Here is a 15,919-nt window from a genome sequence, read left to right as displayed (position 1 = left end):
GTGCCAGTGCGGGGCGGGTCAGAGCGGGCGTCGCCGGACCGTGCGGCCCAGGGCGACTTTGGTGGCGATTCCGGCCAGCCGGGCCATGCCCATGTACGTGATGGGGTTGAGCAGCGTCGGCCACTTGGATCGCACCAGGTTGGCGGTCAGCGGGCGGTCGGCGAACCGGTCGGTCAGCCAACGCAGCGCCATCGGCGCAGAGAACGGGTGCAACAGGAGGTGTTCGCTGAACATGTCGCGGTGGTAGGTCACGTCGGCGCCACCGGCCAGATACGTGTCGGCGAGTTCGTCTATGTCGTCCACCGAGATGATCTCGTCGTGCACGGCCTGCACGATCAACACGGGTGGAACCGGCACGGCCACACCGAGTTTGGTGTCCTGGAACACCTCGCTGACTTCAGGTCCGTCGAGGATCTCTTCCAGCGGCATGTCGACCAGGTCGGCCATGTCGGTCCGGAACATCCGCAGAACGGCTTCCACGGTGGTCATCCGGTGCAGGCGATCGAGGATCTTGCGGCCCTCGACGGTGGCGTGCTCGGCGATGACCCGGTTGAGGTTGGGGTAGATGTCGGCAAGCGCGGCCACCACGAGCGCGGGCAAGCCCGAGAACACGGTGCCGTTGAGCCGGCGGAACGTATTTCCGAGGTTGCCGACGGGGGAGCCGAGGACAGCGCCGACGATGTTGAGTTCGGGTGCGTAGCTGCCGGCCATCTCGGCGGCCCAGGCGCTGGCCAGGCCACCGCCGGAATACCCCCACAAGCCGATGCGCGCCTCCGGCGACAGCGATAGCTGTTCGGCATTGATCGCCGCACGCAAACCGTCGAGCACCCGGTATCCGGGCTCATACGGCGCGCCCCACATGCCGTCGATCCCCTCGTGGTCGGGAACCGAGACCGCCCAGCCCTCGGCCAGCGCGGCAGAGATCAGCAGAAACTCCAGCTGGGCCAACGAGCCGGTGGCCTTGGCGTGGCGACGCAGGGCGTAGGACGGGAAACACCGGGCGGAGATGGCGTCGATGGCGCACTGGTAGGACACGACCGGGCAGTCCGCGGCGGCGTCAGTCGGGACGATGACCGTGGTGGCTGCCGCTTCTGGGAGGCCGTTGCGGTCGGTAGAGCGGTAGAGCAATTGCGTGGCCTGCACGAGCTGGGGGATCAGGCCCAGGAAAGCCAACTCGACGTCGCGGCTGCGCAGGACGGTGCCCCGCTCTGCGTGCTGGAAACCAGCAGGCGGTACGTAGAACGCGTCCTTGTGGGGAAGAACGGGTCGGGCGGCGGGGTCGAGCTCCTCGTGGGGTGTCCGACCGATCCATTCGGCCGCCGAGACGCTGGCCGCGCTGCCCAAGTCCATCCGGGCATTCTTACTTAAGAAGGGTCTAAGAATCCACTCGACTCACCCGGGCGGGCGTAATGCGGCGAATTCGTCGGTGACGCGGTACCGGGAATCGGTGAATCGGAACAGCGCTGCGGGACGTCCGCCGCTGCGGCCCGATCGCGCGGTGGTGCCGGTGCGGGTGATGACCTTGCGACGTTCCAGTACCCGTTGCAGGTTGGTGGCATCGACTTGATGGTCGAGTGCGGAGCTGTAGATGTCCCGCAGCGTAGAGAGTGCGAATTCCTTTGGGGCCAAGGCGAATCCGATGTTGGTGTAGGACAGTTTGGCCGCCAGCCGGTTGCGGGCGTGCTCGACCATGGGCGCGTGGTCGAAGGCCATCGGCGGCAGGTCACTGACGGGATGCCACCGGGTGTCCGGCGGTAGGGCGGGGGTGGACGGGGAGGGCACCAGCCCCAGGAACGTCGAGGCGATGGTCCGGGTGCCGGGGACTCGATGTGGGTCGGAAAACACCGCCAACTGCTCCAGGTGGGCAAGTTCGCGCAGGTCGACTTTCTCGGCCAGCTGTCGACGAACCGAACTGGTCAGGTCCTCGTCGACTTCCAGGCGGCCACCGGGAAGGGACCATTTGCCCTGCTCGGGATCCAGCGCCCGCTGCCACAGCAGCACGTTGAGTGCGGGTTGCCGGGTGTCGAGGCCGCGAACCTGGAACACAACGGCGAGCACTTCGTGCGCGGTGTTACCATGTGGCATGTTTTCGATTATAAGTCGAAAACCTGACGTAGTGGAGGAGGTCGGCGTGACCGCTCTCAATGACACCCTCGCGGGGGGCTTGGCCGATCAGATCGTCGATGGTCCCGGTGGCTATTCCGGTGTTGACGGCGACGAGAAATGGGCCGCTGAGATCCGCCGGTTGGTCGACCTGCGCGGCGCGACGCTGCTGGCGCACAACTACCAGCTGCCGGCCATCCAGGACGTCGCCGACCACGTGGGTGACTCCCTGGCGCTGTCGCGCATCGCCGCCGAGGCGCCCGAGGACACCATCGTGTTCTGCGGTGTGCACTTCATGGCGGAGACAGCCAAGATCCTCAGCCCGGACAAGACGGTGCTGATCCCGGACCAGCGGGCCGGTTGTTCGCTGGCCGACTCGATCACCGCCGACGAACTGCGCGCCTGGAAGGACGAGCACCCCGGCGCGGTCGTCGTCTCCTACGTCAACACCACAGCTGCGGTGAAGGCGCTGACCGACATCTGCTGCACGTCGTCCAACGCCGTCGAGGTCGTGGCCTCGATCCCGGAGGACCGCGAGGTGCTGTTCTGCCCCGATCAATTCCTCGGGGCGCATGTCCGCCGCGTCACCGGCCGCAAGAACCTGCACGTCTGGGCCGGCGAATGCCACGTGCATGCCGGGATCAACGGGGACGAGTTGGCCGATCAGGCGCGGTCGCACCCGGACGCCGAACTGTTCGTGCACCCTGAATGTGGATGTGCCACTTCGGCGCTGTACCTCGCGGGCGAGGGCGCGGTGCCCGAGGAGCGGGTGAAGATCCTGTCCACGGGCGGCATGCTCGACGCGGCTCGCGAGACGCGGGCGCGCCAGGTGCTCGTCGCGACCGAGGTCGGGATGCTGCACCAGCTGCGCAGGGCTGCACCGGAAGTCGACTTCCTGGCGGTCAACGACCGCGCGTCGTGCACCTACATGAAGATGATCACTCCGGCCGCGTTGCTGCGCTGCCTGATCGAAGGCGCCGACGAGGTGCATGTCGATCCCGAAACCGCCCGCCTGGGTCGTGCCAGCGTGCAGCGGATGATTGCGATTGGCCAGCCCGGCGGCGGCGAATGAACCCGACGGGCAGCGCCCGGGGATCGAGCCGCTTCGCCTGCGGCAGTTCGACGCTGTGGCAACAGCGGGCCGACGTCGTCGTGGTCGGTACCGGTGTCGCCGGCCTGGTGGCGGCCCTGGCCGCGCATCGGCGCGGACGCCGGGTGGTGGTGCTGAGCAAGGCACGCGAGACCGCGACGTTCTATGCCCAGGGCGGGATTGCCGTGGTGCTGCCGGATACGGAGGACTCGGTCGAGGCCCATGTTGCCGACACGGTCGCGGCCGGCGGTGGGCTGTGCGATGCGGACGCGGTGCGCTCCATCGTCGCAGCCGGTTATGACGCCGTCGCCGATCTGGTGGCCGATGGCGCGCGTTTCGACGAGGCCACTCCGGGACAGTGGGCACTGACCCGCGAGGGCGGACACACCCGGCGCCGCATCATTCACGCCGGCGGCGACGCCACCGGGGCAGAGGTGCAGCGAGCACTCGATCGTGCGGCAGCCAATCTCGATATCCGCCGGGATCACGCGGCGCTGCACGTGCTGCGCGACGACGACACCGTGACCGGGGTGCTGGTTCGCAACGAGGACGGCGTGGGCATCATCCACGCGCCGTCGGTCATTCTGGCCACCGGGGGACTCGGCCACGTCTACGCGGCCACCACCAACCCCAGTGGCTCGACCGGTGACGGCATCGCCCTGGCCCTGTGGGCCGGTGTCGCGGTCCGCGACATCGAGTTCGTCCAGTTCCACCCGACCATGTTGTATGCCGAGAACGGCGGCGGGCGGCGCCCGCTCATCACCGAAGCGCTGCGCGGTGAAGGCGCCATACTCGTGGACTCACGTGGCGATTCGGTCACCGACGGCGTGCATCCGATGGGGGACCTGGCTCCCCGTGATGTGGTCGCCGCGGCTATCAACGCTCGGTTGAGCGCCACCGGGGACCCGTGCGTGTACCTCGACGCCCGCGGCGTCCGGGGATTCTCCGACCGGTTTCCCACCGTGGCGGCGGCATGTCTGGCGGCCGGTGTCGACCCGACCCGCCAGCCCATCCCGGTGGTGCCCGGCGCCCACTATAGCTGCGGCGGCGTGGTCACCGACGTGTGCGGACGTACCGAACTGCCCGGGCTCTTCGCCGCCGGAGAAGTGGCCCGCACCGGCATGCACGGGGCGAACCGGCTGGCATCCAACAGCCTGCTCGAAGGGCTGGTCGTCGGCGGCCGCGCCGGCCGGTTGGCCGCCGAGCATGCGGGGGCCGCGGGCGCGGTGCGCGCACAGCCGCCGCAGGACCGGCGACACGACTGCGTTGACCGACAAACCTTGCAGCACAGCATGTCCGAGCACGCTTCAGTGGTCCGCGACGCTGACGGTCTGCAGCGGCTGGATACCGTCCTGGCGGAGGCGCGCTCGGTGCAGCCCGCCAATCGGCAGAGCTTCGAGGACGCAGCGCTCACCGTGACCGCCCGAGCCATTGCGGTCGCGGCACTCGCCCGCACCGAGAGCCGCGGCTGCCACCATCGCGGCGACCATCCCGAAACCGACCCTGCTCAGGAGCATTCCGTGACGATTCGCGCCGTAGCCGGCCGGCCCACCCTCGACACCCCAACGGCGGTGTGCTGATGGCGCTTTCGGATGTGGAGCGCGCAGAGGCGCAGGCCACGATCGCGCGGGCCCTCGAAGAAGATCTCCGGTACGGCCCGGACGTGACCACCATCGCCACCGTCGGCGCCGATGCGATGACCACCGCGAAGGTGGTCAACCGGGAGCCGGGGGTGGCTGCTGGTGTCGATATCGCGCTACTGGTGCTCGACGAGGTGCTCGGTGTCTCCGGCTACCGCGTGATCGACCGAGTCGAGGATGGTGCCCGGCTGGACGCCGGCTCGTCGATCCTGACGGTCGAGGCGCCGACTCGCGGTCTGCTGACCGCCGAACGCACGATGCTGAACCTGATGTGCCACCTGTCGGGGATCGCGACCGCGACCGCCGCTTGGGTGGACGCGGTGGCCGGCACTCACGCGAAGATCCGCGACACCCGCAAGACGCTGCCGGGCCTGCGCGCGCTGCAGAAGTACGCGGTGCGCGTCGGCGGCGGGGTCAATCACCGGATGGGGCTCGGCGACGCGGCACTGATCAAGGACAACCACGTCGCCGCGGCCGGTTCGGTGCTGGCCGCGCTCAAGGCGGTCCGCGCCGAGGCACCCGACCTGCCGTGTGAGGTCGAGGTGGATTCCCTCGAACAACTCGACGATGTGCTCGCGGCCGACGTCGAGCTGGTGCTGCTCGACAACTTCCCGGTGTGGCAGACCCAGATCGCGGTGCAGCGCCGCGATACCCGTTCACCCAAGACGCTGCTGGAATCCTCGGGGGGTCTCTCACTGGACAGTGCCGCCGATTACGCGGGAACCGGGGTCGATTACCTCGCGATCGGAGCCCTCACCCATTCGGTGCGGGTGCTCGACATCGGGCTCGATACCTAGGCTGTTGCGCCGCGGCGCACCAACGACAGCACCACCGCGGCGGTGGCGAACAGCCCGGAGAACACCCGGCCGAGCATGGTCTGCTGTCGCGGGGTCTGCAGCCAGTTGAGCAGCCGGGCGGCCAGCCCGGTGTAGAGGCTCATCACGATCACGTCGACGACGACCATCGTCGCGCCGATCGCCAGGTACTGCGGCAGCAATGGCGCGGTCGGCACCACGAACTGAGGTAGCACCGCGACCAGGAACACCAAGCCCTTCGGGTTGGTGGTGTTCACCAGGAATCCGCGCATGACCAGGGACAGCCTCCCGCGTTCGCCCGCGCCGCCCATCCGGGCACGCAGGTCCTGCGAGGCGCTGCGCCATTGCTGAACCGCCAGATAGATCAGGTACGCCACACCGATCCACTTGACGATGTGGAACGCCAGCATCGACTTGGCGACGACGGCGCCCAGGCCGACGGCGACCAGGACCAGTTGGGCCAGCAGCCCGATCTGTAGTCCGAGCACGCTCCAGGATCCACGGCGGACGCCATGGGTCAGGCCGGTCGCCATCGACTGGATCGCCCCGGCTCCGGGGGACAGACTGATGGCGATCGACGCGCCGAGAAACGCGAGCCAGATCTGCCAGGTCATGTATGCAGTCTGGCGACGGTGTCAAACGATATCTGCGACGAAGACGCCCATTCGGCGGGCCGCGCTGCGCGGGATCCGGGGGAGCGTCGGATCGTCCGTACCCGCCGGCACCACCCGAGGGTTGGTGATCTTGATGTCGCCGCCGAACAGGTGCACGTCAGCCCCGCCGGCCGCGATCACGTTCTTCACCCAGTTGGTCTTGCCGTGCAGCAGCGTCACCGCAAAGACGTTGCCCTTGCGGTAGCTGGTGACGATGGTCTCGTAGGGCGTTCCGGAAGTGCGACCCCGGTGCTTGATCACGGTGAACCCGGGCAAGCGCTTCGAAAATGGCTTCACCAGCGGGTTGAGGTACTTGATCTGGAAGCGCTCCAGCGCGGGAGGCACGAGCATCGGTACGCCGGGGGCGTTGTTCGGGTGGTCTTTCGCGGACATCAAGGGCTCCATTCGGCAGTCTGGGATCACCCTACGGCGGGTGGCGCCGGCGGCAACCGGCGACGGATTTTTATCAACTGGACTGATCAGGGACAATTGAACCGATGGCCGAGTTTCAGATGTCCCGTATCGACCTGCGCAACCGTGTGCTGAACGCCGCGCAGTTGCGATCCGCGCTGCCCCGCGGCGGAGTCGATGTGGACGCAGTGGTGCCCAAGGTCCGCCCGATCGTGGAGGCTGTCGCCGAGCACGGCGCGACGGCCGCCCTGGATTACGGCCATTCGTTCGACGGCATCCGTCCCGAGTCGGTCCGGGTCCCCGCGGCGCGGCTGGCCGAGGCCCTCGCCGACCTCGATCCCGATGTTCGCGCCGCGCTGCAGGTGGCGATCGACCGCGCTCGTGCGGTGCACGCCGACCAGCGTCGCACCGATACCACCACCACGCTCGCCCCCGGCGCGACTGTCACCGAACGGTGGGTCCCGGTGGAGCGGGTCGGGCTGTACGTGCCCGGCGGCAACGCGGTCTACCCGTCGAGCGTGGTGATGAACGTGGTGCCCGCGCAGACCGCCGGCGTCGATTCGCTGGTGATCGCCAGCCCGCCGCAGGCGGAATTCGGCGGACTGCCGCACCCGACGATCCTCGCTGCCGCGGCGTTGCTCGGCGTCGAAGAGGTGTGGGCCGTCGGCGGTGCACAGGCGGTGGCGCTGCTGGCCTATGGCGGCACCGACACCGACGGCGCCGAGCTCGCCCCGGTCGACATGATCACCGGACCCGGCAATATCTACGTCACCGCCGCGAAGCGGATCTGCCGCTCGCAGGTCGGTATCGACGCCGAGGCGGGCCCGACGGAGATCGCCATCCTGGCCGACCACACGGCCGATCCGGTGCACGTCGCCGCCGATCTGATCAGCCAGGCCGAGCACGACGAGATGGCGGCCAGCGTGCTGGTCACCGACAGTGAGGCGCTGGCGGCGGCCACCGACCGCGAGCTCACCCGCCAGTTGGAGACCACGGTGCACGTCGACCGGGTCCGCGCGGCACTGTCGGGCAAGCAGTCGGCGATCGTGCTCGTCGACGACGTTGATGCCGGGGTGCGGGTGGTCAACGCCTACGCCGCCGAGCACCTGGAGATCCAGACCGAGGACGCAGCCGCGGTGGCCGCCCGGATACGTTCTGCCGGAGCTATTTTCGTGGGTGCCTGGTCGCCGGTCAGTCTCGGCGATTACTGCGCCGGCTCCAACCATGTGCTGCCGACAGCCGGCTGCGCGCGGCACTCCAGCGGCCTGTCGGTGCAGACCTTCCTGCGCGGCATCCACGTCGTCGAATACGACGAGGCTGCCCTGAAGGATGTTTCCGGACACGTGATCACGCTGTCCAAAGCCGAAAACTTGCCCTCGCACGGCGAGGCGGTCCGACGGAGGTTCGAGCGGTAATGGGCGCACAGGATGTGACGCTGGCAGATCTGCCGCTGCGCGATAACCTGCGTGGAAAGTCGCCTTACGGCGCACCTCAGTTGGTGGTGCCGGTGCGGTTGAACACCAACGAGAACCCGCATCCGCCGACCCAGGCCCTCATCGATGACGTCGCCGCATCGGTCCGCGCCGCTGCCGCTGAGTTGCACCGGTATCCCGACCGTGACTCGGTGCAGTTGCGCACCGACCTGGCCGTTTACCTCACGGCGGCCACCGGAGTACACCTGACCGTCGACAACCTGTGGGCGGCAAACGGTTCCAACGAGATCCTGCAGCAGCTGCTGCAAGCTTTCGGTGGGCCGGGACGCACCGCGATCGGTTTCGTGCCGTCGTACTCGATGCACCCGATCATCTCCGACGGCACTCAGACCGAGTGGCTGCAGGCGGCCCGCGCCGCGGACTTCGGGCTTGCCGTAGATGTAGCCGTGGCAGCCATCAAGGAGCGCACACCTGATGTGGTGTTCGTGGCGAGCCCCAACAACCCGTCGGGACAGAGTGTTTCAGTCGAGGACCTGCGCCGGCTGCTGCACGCGATGCCGGGCGGCATCCTGATCGTCGACGAGGCCTACGGCGAGTTCTCCTCGCAACCCAGCGCAGTGACGCTGATCGACGAGTTCCCGGCCAAGCTGATCGTCACCCGCACGATGAGCAAGGCGTTCGCCTTCGCCGGTGGCCGGCTCGGCTACCTGGCCGCAGCGCCCGCCGTTATCGACGCGCTGTTGCTGGTGCGCTTGCCGTATCACCTGTCGGTGCTCACCCAGGCCGCCGCGTGTGCGGCGCTGCGTCATGCCGACGACACCCTGGCCAGCGTGGCGACTCTGGCCGCCGAACGTGACCGGGTGAGCGCCGCACTCACCCGCCTCGGGTACCGCGTGATCCCCAGTGACGCGAACTTCGTGTTGTTCGGCGAGTTCGCCGACGCACCCGCGACGTGGCAGCGCTACCTGGACCAAGGCATCCTGATCCGCGATGTGGGCATTCCCGGATTCCTGCGCACCACAATCGGTCTGGCGGAGGAGAACGATGCGTTTCTCGCCGCGAGCGCCGATCTGGCCGCCACTGAACTTCAGCCCGCCAACAGCCCGGTAGGAGCATCGTGACCCGTCGCGCGAAGGTCGAACGTAAGACCAGGGAATCCGACATCACCGTCGAACTCGACCTGGACGGCACCGGTGTCGTCGACATCGACACCGGTGTTCCGTTCTTCGACCACATGCTCACCTCGCTGGGCAGCCACGCGAGTTTCGATCTCACGGTGCATGCCAAGGGCGACATCGAGATCGAAGGGCACCACACGGTCGAGGACACCGCGATCGTGCTGGGCCAGGCGCTGGGAGAGGCCCTCGGCGACAAGAAGGGCATCCGCCGGTTCGGTGACGCGTTCATCCCGATGGACGAAACCTTGGCGCACGCCGCGGTCGACGTGTCCGGGCGGCCGTACTTCGTGCACACCGGCGAACCGGAGTTCATGGTCGAATTCACCATTGCCGGTTCCAGCGCGCCGTACCACACCGTGATCAACCGGCACGTGTTCGAATCGCTGGCGTTCAACGCCCGCATCGCATTGCACGTGCGGACGCTCTACGGTCGCGATCCCCACCACATCACCGAAGCGCAATACAAGGCGGTGGCCCGTGCGCTGCGCCAGGCCGTCGAGTACGACGCCCGGGTTACCGGCGTTCCGTCGACCAAAGGCACTCTGTGACCAAGAAACTCGTCGTCCTGGACTACGGATCGGGCAATCTGCGCTCGGCCCAGCGCGCGCTGGAGCGGGTCGGTGCCGATGTGGAGGTCACCGCCGATCCCGGAGCTGCCGCAGCGGCCGACGGGTTGGTGGTGCCCGGTGTCGGTGCATTCGAGGCCTGCATGACCGGACTGCGGTCGATCGGCGGCGAGAAGATCATCGCCGACCGCCTGCAGAACGGTCGTCCTGTGCTGGGTGTCTGTGTCGGGATGCAGATCCTGTTTGCCCGTGGGGTGGAGTTCGGTACGGAGTCCACCGGTTGCGGGCAGTGGCCCGGTTCGGTGACCCGCCTGGACGCCCCGGTCATTCCGCACATGGGCTGGAACGTTGTAGAAGCGCCCGCCGGCAGCACGCTGTTCAAGGGGCTCGACGCTGACACCCGCTTTTATTTCGTGCATTCGTACGCCGCGCAGGAGTGGTCCGGTAACCCGGACGCACTGGTCACCTGGGCGACGCATCATGTGCCGTTCATCGCCGCTGTCGAAGACGGCGCGTTGTCGGCTACGCAATTTCATCCGGAGAAGAGCGGCGACGCCGGTGCGACGCTGCTCGCGAATTGGGTTGAGGGACTGTGAGTTTGATTCTGTTGCCGGCTGTCGACGTGGTGGACGGCAAGGCAGTGCGTCTGGTGCAGGGCAAGGCCGGCAGTGAGACCGATTACGGTTCTGCGCTGGAGGCCGCACAGGCCTGGCAGCGTGACGGCGCCGAATGGATCCACCTGGTGGACCTGGACGCGGCGTTCGGCCGGGGCAGCAACCGCGACCTGCTGGCCGACCTGGTCGGCAAGCTCGACGTGAAAGTCGAACTGTCCGGCGGTATCCGCGATGACGAGTCATTGAAGGCCGCGATGGACACCGGCTGTGCCCGGGTGAACATCGGTACCGCGGCCCTCGAAAGCCCCGAGTGGTGCCGTGGTGCCATCGCCGAGTACGGCGACCGCGTGGCCGTGGGCCTGGACGTGCAGCTCGAGAACGGCAACTGGCGACTGCGCGGCCGTGGTTGGGAAACCGACGGCGGCGACCTGTGGGAGGTGCTCGATCGCCTTGACCGCGAGGGGTGCTCCCGCTACGTCGTCACCGACGTCACCAAGGACGGCACCCTCACCGGCCCCAACCTGGATCTGCTCGCGGCAGTGGCCGACCGCACCGACGCCCCGGTGATTGCTTCGGGCGGGGTCTCCAGCCTCGACGATCTGCGGGCGATCGCCACGCTTACCGGTCGTGGGGTCGAGGGCGCGATCGTCGGGAAAGCGCTCTACGCGCAGCGATTCACTCTGCCGCAGGCGCTGGCCGCGGTCAGCGGATAAGCGGGGTGGTTGCCCTGGACCCGTCGAAGTTGGCCGCACTCGTCGATGCGGCGACCGAGATCCTCGACGCTGCGTCGGTGCCGTTCATCGCCGGACATCGTGCCGATTCCGCGGTGAGTAAGCAGGGCAACGACTTCGCCACCGAGGTCGACCTCGCGATCGAACGGCAGGTGGTGCGGGCATTGACCGAGGCCACCGGGATCGGCGTGCACGGCGAGGAATTCGGCGGCGAACCGATAGATTCACCGCTGGTGTGGGTGCTGGACCCGATCGACGGCACGTTCAACTATGCGGCCGGGTCCCCGATGGCGGCCATCCTGCTCGGACTGCTCGCCGACGGCGAACCCGTGGCCGGCCTGACCTGGCTGCCGTTCACCGGACAGCGGTACTCGGCCCTGGTCGGCGGACCGGTGCGCGACAACGGAACCGCGTTGCCGCCGCTGGGTGCGCCGACGTTGACCGACTCGATCGTCGGGATCCAGACGTTCAATATCGACTCCCGGGGCCGCTTTCCGGGCCGCTACCGGGTTGAGGTGCTGTCGAATCTCAGCCGGGTGTGTTCACGCGTGCGGATGCACGGCGCCACCGGTGTTGACCTGGCTTATGTCGCGGCCGGGGTCCTGGGCGGGGCCATCAGTTTCGGCCATCACATCTGGGATCACGCCGCCGGTGTGGCGCTGGTCCGGGCCGCCGGTGGCATCGTGACAGATCTTGCCGGCAATCCCTGGACGGCGGAGTCGAAGTCGGCGCTGGCCGCCGCACCGGGGGTGCATGAACGCATGCTGGAAATCGTGAAATCCGCTGGAAACCCGGAGGACTACCTGTGAGCACCATCAGTGACGTCGCAACGAGGATCATCCCGTGCCTCGATGTCGACGCCGGCCGGGTGGTCAAGGGCGTCAACTTCGAGAACTTGCGCGACGCAGGTGATCCCGTCGAGCTCGCCGCGGCCTACGACGCCGAGGGTGCTGATGAGCTGACCTTCCTCGACGTGACCGCATCGTCGTCGGGCCGGGCCACCATGCTCGAGGTGGTCAAGCGCACCGCCGAGCAGGTGTTCATCCCGCTGACCGTCGGCGGCGGGGTACGCGCTGTCGAGGATGTCGACGTGCTGCTGCGTGCCGGTGCCGACAAGGTGTCGGTCAACACCGCCGCGATCGCGCGGCCGGAACTACTGGCCGAGATGGCGCGCCAATTCGGGTCGCAGTGCATCGTGCTCAGTGTCGATGCCCGCACCGTGCCGGCCGGCGAGCGGCCCACCCCGTCGGGGTGGGAGGTGACCACCCACGGGGGACGCCGCGGCACCGGTATCGATGCCGTCGAGTGGGCCGTGCGCGGCGCCGAACTCGGGGTCGGCGAGATCCTGCTCAACTCGATGGACCGCGACGGCACCAAGGCCGGCTTCGATCTACCGATGCTGCGGGCGGTGCGAGCCGCGGTCGGGGTTCCGGTGATCGCCAGCGGTGGTGCCGGGGCAGTGGCCGACTTTGCGCCGGCCGTGCAGGCCGGCGCGGATGCGGTGCTGGCCGCCAGCGTGTTCCATTTCCGTGAACTGACCATCGGCCAGGTGAAGGCGGCGATGGCGGCGGAAGGGATCACGGTCAGATGAGTCTCGATCCAGCCATCGCCAAGCGACTCAAGCGCAATGCCGACGGGCTGTTCAGCGCGGTGGCGCAGGAGCGTTCCACCGGCCAGGTGCTGATGGTCGCCTGGATGGACGACGACGCACTGGCCCGCACCCTGGAAACCCGTGAGGCCACCTACTTTTCGCGGTCCCGCGGCGAGCAGTGGGTCAAGGGCCTGACCTCGGGGCACACGCAGTACGTGCACTCGGTCCGGCTGGACTGCGACGGCGACACCGTGCTGCTGGAGGTCGATCAGATCGGTGCGGCCTGCCACACCGGGGCGCACACCTGCTTCGACGCGGACCAGTTGCTGGCGCCTGAGGCGTGAGTTTTCGAGACTGCCCTCAGGGACAAGACCAGACGGATTTTGCCCCTGGTTTCGGTCTCGGCAATGGCCGAAGCTGCCGCACCGCGTTGCGGAGTCCGAACTTGTCGGTGCGATCGGCAACAATTGCGGAGTGACTGACACCGCTGCGACCCGCAAAGCGCGCGGTGCGTTCTTCACCCCACCTGAGATCTCGCGTTACCTCACCCGATGGGCCGTCCGGTCCGCCGACGATGCCGTCTTCGAACCTGCTGCCGGGGAGGCCGCGTTCGTGGTCGCGGCAGTCACCCGACTGGCCGAATTGGGTGTGGCCCGGCCGCGGGTCGACGGCGTGGAGCTCCATGCGGCGAGTGCGGCCACTGCTCGCAAGCGCGTGGCCGCCGCCGGTGGCACGGCCCGCATCAGGACCGCCGACTTCTTCACGATCGACCCGCGGGCCGAATACACCGCGGTGATCGGCAACCCGCCCTACATCCGCTATCAGGAATTCAGGGGCGCCACCCGGGCGCAGTCGCGCCGCGCCGCACTGAAGGCGGGCGTCACGCTGTCCGGGCTGGCCTCGAGCTGGGCCGCGTTCACGGTGCATGCCGCCCTGTTTCTCAAGCCGGGTGGGCGCCTGGCCCTCGTCCTGCCGGCCGAGCTGCTCAGCGTGAACTACGCGGCGGCCGTGCGGAAATTCTTGTTCGACCGGTTCGCCAGCGTCGAGCTGGTGATGTTCGACGAGCAGGTGTTTCCCGAAGCGGAAGCCGATGTGGTGCTGCTGCTGGCCGACGGTTACGGCGGCGGGCCCACCGGTCACGCCGTCATCCACCGGGCCCGCAATGCGGCCTCACTGACATCTGAACTCGCACAACGCCGTTGGTCGCCGCGCGATCCCGCCGACAAGTGGGTCAGCGGCCTGATCGGTAACGCCCCGGTCGATGCGCTGCACGGTCTGCACGACGACGGCCACTTTTCGATGCTGGAGAGTTGGGGCGACACCACCCTGGGCATGGTGACTGGCAACAACAGCTTCTTCGCGCTGTCTCCGGACCGGGTACGTGAGCTCGGCCTGCGCCGCACCGACCTGCTGCCGTTGTCACCGCCCGGCAGCGCGCATCTGCGCGGCCTGACGCTGTCGCAGGAGCAGTTGGCCAGGCTGGGGGAGGATGGGCGGTCGATTCACCTGTTCCGTCCGGCCGGGAACCCGTCGGCGGCGGCTCAGCGTTACATCGACGCCGGTCACGCCGCCGGCGTGCATCTGGCCTACAAGTGCCGCGTGCGTCAGCCCTGGTATCTGGTGCCACTGGTGAACCCGGCCGATCTGCTGTTGACCTGTATGAATGCCGACACTCCGCGGCTGGTCAGCAACCGGGCCAAGGCGCATCACCTCAACTCGGTGCACGGGGTGTACCTGCGGGACGAAGTGCGAACGTTGGGCCGGGATCTGCTCGGGTTCGCCGCGCTGAACTCGGTGACGGTGCTGCACGCGGAGATCGTCGGGCGCTCCTACGGCGGCGGCATTCTCAAGATCGAACCGCGTGAGGCCGACCGGTGGCTGGTTCCGTCCCCTGACCTGGTGGTGGCTCGGGCCGACGAGTTACGGGCGGTACGCCGCCGCGTCGGCGCGCTACTGGAGCGCGGCAAGTTGCTGGACGCGACGAGCGTGGTCGACGAGGCATTGGGTCTTTCCAGCAAGATTGCGTTGGAACCCGTTCGGACGGCGCGCGATTCATTGGCGACGCGCCGGACGGTAAGGTCTCGGCGTGCCCGCTGAACCGTCGACCAAGGCCACCGCATGGGCCATCTTCGACCGGATCGTGGCCGACGCCGCGCCCGGTGGTGTGCACACCAACCCCTGGGTACGAGTGGCCGGCGAGTTGACTTTCGTCCCGGATTTCCGGGTGCTGCGCAAGCTTCTCGGGGTGCCGTTGTACCTGGATGCCCCATCGACCACCGGGGTTCCGGCGCTGGCTCTCGATGTGTGGCTGGCCTACGAGTTGCGGCGCGCCGGATTCGATCCGGATGCGGTGTGGCCCAGGGCGACCGACCCCCGCATCATGCCCAGCGCCATCGCCAGCCTGCTCGAGGCGCTGCCGCAGAAGGAACGCCACCTCATCGAGCAGCGCCTCAAACGGTCGATGAAAGGCGTAGCCGCATCGAGCGCCAGCGTGCTGGGCAAGCACTACATGAAACAGGTCGACGTGGTGATGTCGGACTGGGACACCGGTCCGGAATTGTTGATCAGCACCAAACGGATGGATTCCAGCTTCGGCAAGAACGCCGCGAACCGGGTCGAGGAGAGCTACGGCGACGCCAAGAATCTGCGCCTGCGCCACCCGTTGTCGGCGCTCGGATTCGTCTACGGCCTGCGCTCGACGATCCTGAGCACCGAACCGGACAAGGCCGAGTGGCTGATCGACCTGCTGGGCAAGCTCGGCACCGAGGACGACGCGTATCACGCGGTGGCGCTGGTGATGATCGACTACGACTCTGAGGTCGCCGAGTCCGCGGACGAGGAAGTCGACAGCATCGAAAAAGCAGAGCCAGACACGTTGTTCGAAATCGTGGACGTCGCCACCGCGGCCGTCGACGAGGCGCTGGCGGCGCTGCCCGACATCGCCATCCGGCATGACACGGTGCCGCCCGAGCTGCAGCCGTCGCGTTTCCTGGCGACCATGGTCAATCGCGTCATCGACACCACACCGGTGACCCGCCACCATGAGGCCCGCCGGCGTCGCAATACGCCCGCCGACGCCTGACGGCATCGCCGA

The 15,919-nt window shown here is 68.0% G+C and carries 17 protein-coding genes; 13 read left to right on the top strand and 4 right to left on the bottom strand.

Features of this window, described 5'->3' with window-relative positions:
• Window positions 1–18: 18 nt before the first annotated feature.
• Together K6L26_RS17450 and K6L26_RS17445 are read right to left on the bottom strand one after the other, a co-directional pair.
• Window positions 19–1,350 carry a lipase family protein gene (locus tag K6L26_RS17450; protein WP_221850934.1) on the bottom strand — a complete coding sequence of 444 codons (1,332 nt, stop codon included), beginning with the start codon at window positions 1,348–1,350 and terminating at the stop codon, window positions 19–21.
• A gap of 42 nt (window positions 1,351–1,392) precedes the next feature.
• Window positions 1,393–2,058, bottom strand: a complete 666-nt coding sequence (locus tag K6L26_RS17445) for an NUDIX hydrolase (protein ID WP_174682919.1) — start codon at window positions 2,056–2,058, stop codon at window positions 1,393–1,395.
• 73 nt (window positions 2,059–2,131) lie between these two features.
• Here K6L26_RS17445 and nadA point away from each other — a divergent pair, with 73 nt between their 5' ends.
• From nadA to nadC, 3 genes are read left to right on the top strand one after another with little or no spacing between them, the layout of a single operon-like run.
• The gene (gene nadA, locus K6L26_RS17440) at window positions 2,132–3,175 is read left to right on the top strand and encodes a quinolinate synthase NadA (RefSeq protein ID WP_036389790.1); all 1,044 of its coding nucleotides are present in this window, start codon (window positions 2,132–2,134) and stop codon (window positions 3,173–3,175) included.
• Window positions 3,172–4,773 carry an L-aspartate oxidase gene (locus K6L26_RS17435; RefSeq protein ID WP_221850932.1) on the top strand — a complete coding sequence of 534 codons (1,602 nt, stop codon included), beginning with the start codon at window positions 3,172–3,174 and terminating at the stop codon, window positions 4,771–4,773. Before nadA ends, K6L26_RS17435 begins: the two co-directional genes overlap by 4 nt.
• A complete protein-coding gene (gene nadC / locus K6L26_RS17430; RefSeq protein ID WP_043370563.1) occupies window positions 4,773–5,630 on the top strand; it encodes a carboxylating nicotinate-nucleotide diphosphorylase in 858 nt (285 codons plus the stop codon). The genes K6L26_RS17435 and nadC overlap by 1 nt, the downstream gene beginning before the upstream one ends.
• On the opposite strand, the gene rhtB is transcribed toward nadC, so the two are convergent.
• On the bottom strand, window positions 5,627–6,262 hold the full coding sequence (gene rhtB / locus K6L26_RS17425) for a homoserine/homoserine lactone efflux protein (RefSeq protein ID WP_036387534.1): 636 nt from the start codon (window positions 6,260–6,262) through the stop codon (window positions 5,627–5,629). The two genes, nadC and rhtB, sit on opposite strands and share 4 nt — an antisense overlap.
• Before the next feature lie 21 nt (window positions 6,263–6,283).
• Window positions 6,284–6,694 carry a nitroreductase family deazaflavin-dependent oxidoreductase gene (locus K6L26_RS17420; RefSeq protein ID WP_085980517.1) on the bottom strand — a complete coding sequence of 137 codons (411 nt, stop codon included), beginning with the start codon at window positions 6,692–6,694 and terminating at the stop codon, window positions 6,284–6,286.
• Between the two features lie 104 nt (window positions 6,695–6,798).
• Here K6L26_RS17420 and hisD point away from each other — a divergent pair, with 104 nt between their 5' ends.
• The 10 genes from hisD to K6L26_RS17370 all read left to right on the top strand — a co-directional run bounded on the left by hisD (window position 6,799) and on the right by K6L26_RS17370 (window position 15,907).
• On the top strand, window positions 6,799–8,127 hold the full coding sequence (gene hisD, locus K6L26_RS17415; protein WP_221850930.1) for a histidinol dehydrogenase: 1,329 nt from the start codon (window positions 6,799–6,801) through the stop codon (window positions 8,125–8,127).
• Window positions 8,127–9,266 (top strand): histidinol-phosphate transaminase, encoded by a 1,140-nt coding sequence (locus tag K6L26_RS17410; protein WP_221850929.1) that lies wholly within the window; start codon window positions 8,127–8,129, stop codon window positions 9,264–9,266. Before hisD ends, K6L26_RS17410 begins: the two co-directional genes overlap by 1 nt.
• Window positions 9,263–9,871 carry an imidazoleglycerol-phosphate dehydratase HisB gene (gene hisB, locus K6L26_RS17405; protein WP_221850927.1) on the top strand — a complete coding sequence of 203 codons (609 nt, stop codon included), beginning with the start codon at window positions 9,263–9,265 and terminating at the stop codon, window positions 9,869–9,871. The genes K6L26_RS17410 and hisB overlap by 4 nt, the downstream gene beginning before the upstream one ends.
• The gene (gene hisH / locus K6L26_RS17400) at window positions 9,868–10,485 is read left to right on the top strand and encodes an imidazole glycerol phosphate synthase subunit HisH (RefSeq protein ID WP_019348261.1); all 618 of its coding nucleotides are present in this window, start codon (window positions 9,868–9,870) and stop codon (window positions 10,483–10,485) included. Before hisB ends, hisH begins: the two co-directional genes overlap by 4 nt.
• Window positions 10,482–11,216 carry a bifunctional 1-(5-phosphoribosyl)-5-((5-phosphoribosylamino)methylideneamino)imidazole-4-carboxamide isomerase/phosphoribosylanthranilate isomerase PriA gene (priA, locus tag K6L26_RS17395; RefSeq protein ID WP_019348262.1) on the top strand — a complete coding sequence of 245 codons (735 nt, stop codon included), beginning with the start codon at window positions 10,482–10,484 and terminating at the stop codon, window positions 11,214–11,216. The genes hisH and priA overlap by 4 nt, the downstream gene beginning before the upstream one ends.
• Before the next feature lie 5 nt (window positions 11,217–11,221).
• Window positions 11,222–12,043, top strand: a complete 822-nt coding sequence (locus K6L26_RS17390; protein WP_019348263.1) for an inositol monophosphatase family protein — start codon at window positions 11,222–11,224, stop codon at window positions 12,041–12,043.
• Complete coding sequence (gene hisF / locus K6L26_RS17385; protein ID WP_019348264.1) at window positions 12,040–12,825, top strand: imidazole glycerol phosphate synthase subunit HisF; 786 nt, start codon at window positions 12,040–12,042, stop codon at window positions 12,823–12,825. Before K6L26_RS17390 ends, hisF begins: the two co-directional genes overlap by 4 nt.
• On the top strand, window positions 12,822–13,169 hold the full coding sequence (gene hisI, locus K6L26_RS17380; protein ID WP_064899690.1) for a phosphoribosyl-AMP cyclohydrolase: 348 nt from the start codon (window positions 12,822–12,824) through the stop codon (window positions 13,167–13,169). The genes hisF and hisI overlap by 4 nt, the downstream gene beginning before the upstream one ends.
• Before the next feature lie 130 nt (window positions 13,170–13,299).
• Window positions 13,300–14,922: an N-6 DNA methylase gene (locus K6L26_RS17375; RefSeq protein ID WP_221850924.1), complete on the top strand. Its 1,623-nt coding sequence runs from the start codon at window positions 13,300–13,302 to the stop codon at window positions 14,920–14,922.
• On the top strand, window positions 14,912–15,907 hold the full coding sequence (locus K6L26_RS17370) for a hypothetical protein (RefSeq protein ID WP_221850922.1): 996 nt from the start codon (window positions 14,912–14,914) through the stop codon (window positions 15,905–15,907). The genes K6L26_RS17375 and K6L26_RS17370 overlap by 11 nt, the downstream gene beginning before the upstream one ends.
• Window positions 15,908–15,919 lie beyond the last annotated feature (12 nt).

Source organism: Mycobacterium farcinogenes (assembly GCF_019739075.1).
Taxonomy (GTDB): domain Bacteria; phylum Actinomycetota; class Actinomycetes; order Mycobacteriales; family Mycobacteriaceae; genus Mycobacterium; species Mycobacterium senegalense.
This window is presented reverse-complemented; position numbering and strand designations above follow the sequence as displayed.

What these genes read in the sequence shown, in the direction of transcription:
- K6L26_RS17450 (WP_221850934.1), bottom strand. Translation starts at nt 1,350, where the DNA reads ATGGACTTGGGCAGCGCGGCCAGCGTCTCGGCGGCCGAATGGATCGGT.
- K6L26_RS17435 (WP_221850932.1), top strand. Translation starts at nt 3,172, where the DNA reads ATGAACCCGACGGGCAGCGCCCGGGGATCGAGCCGCTTCGCCTGCGGC.
- nadC (WP_043370563.1), top strand. Translation starts at nt 4,773, where the DNA reads ATGGCGCTTTCGGATGTGGAGCGCGCAGAGGCGCAGGCCACGATCGCG.
- rhtB (WP_036387534.1), bottom strand. Translation starts at nt 6,262, where the DNA reads ATGACCTGGCAGATCTGGCTCGCGTTTCTCGGCGCGTCGATCGCCATC.
- K6L26_RS17420 (WP_085980517.1), bottom strand. Translation starts at nt 6,694, where the DNA reads ATGTCCGCGAAAGACCACCCGAACAACGCCCCCGGCGTACCGATGCTC.
- hisD (WP_221850930.1), top strand. Translation starts at nt 6,799, where the DNA reads ATGGCCGAGTTTCAGATGTCCCGTATCGACCTGCGCAACCGTGTGCTG.
- K6L26_RS17410 (WP_221850929.1), top strand. Translation starts at nt 8,127, where the DNA reads ATGGGCGCACAGGATGTGACGCTGGCAGATCTGCCGCTGCGCGATAAC.
- hisI (WP_064899690.1), top strand. Translation starts at nt 12,822, where the DNA reads ATGAGTCTCGATCCAGCCATCGCCAAGCGACTCAAGCGCAATGCCGAC.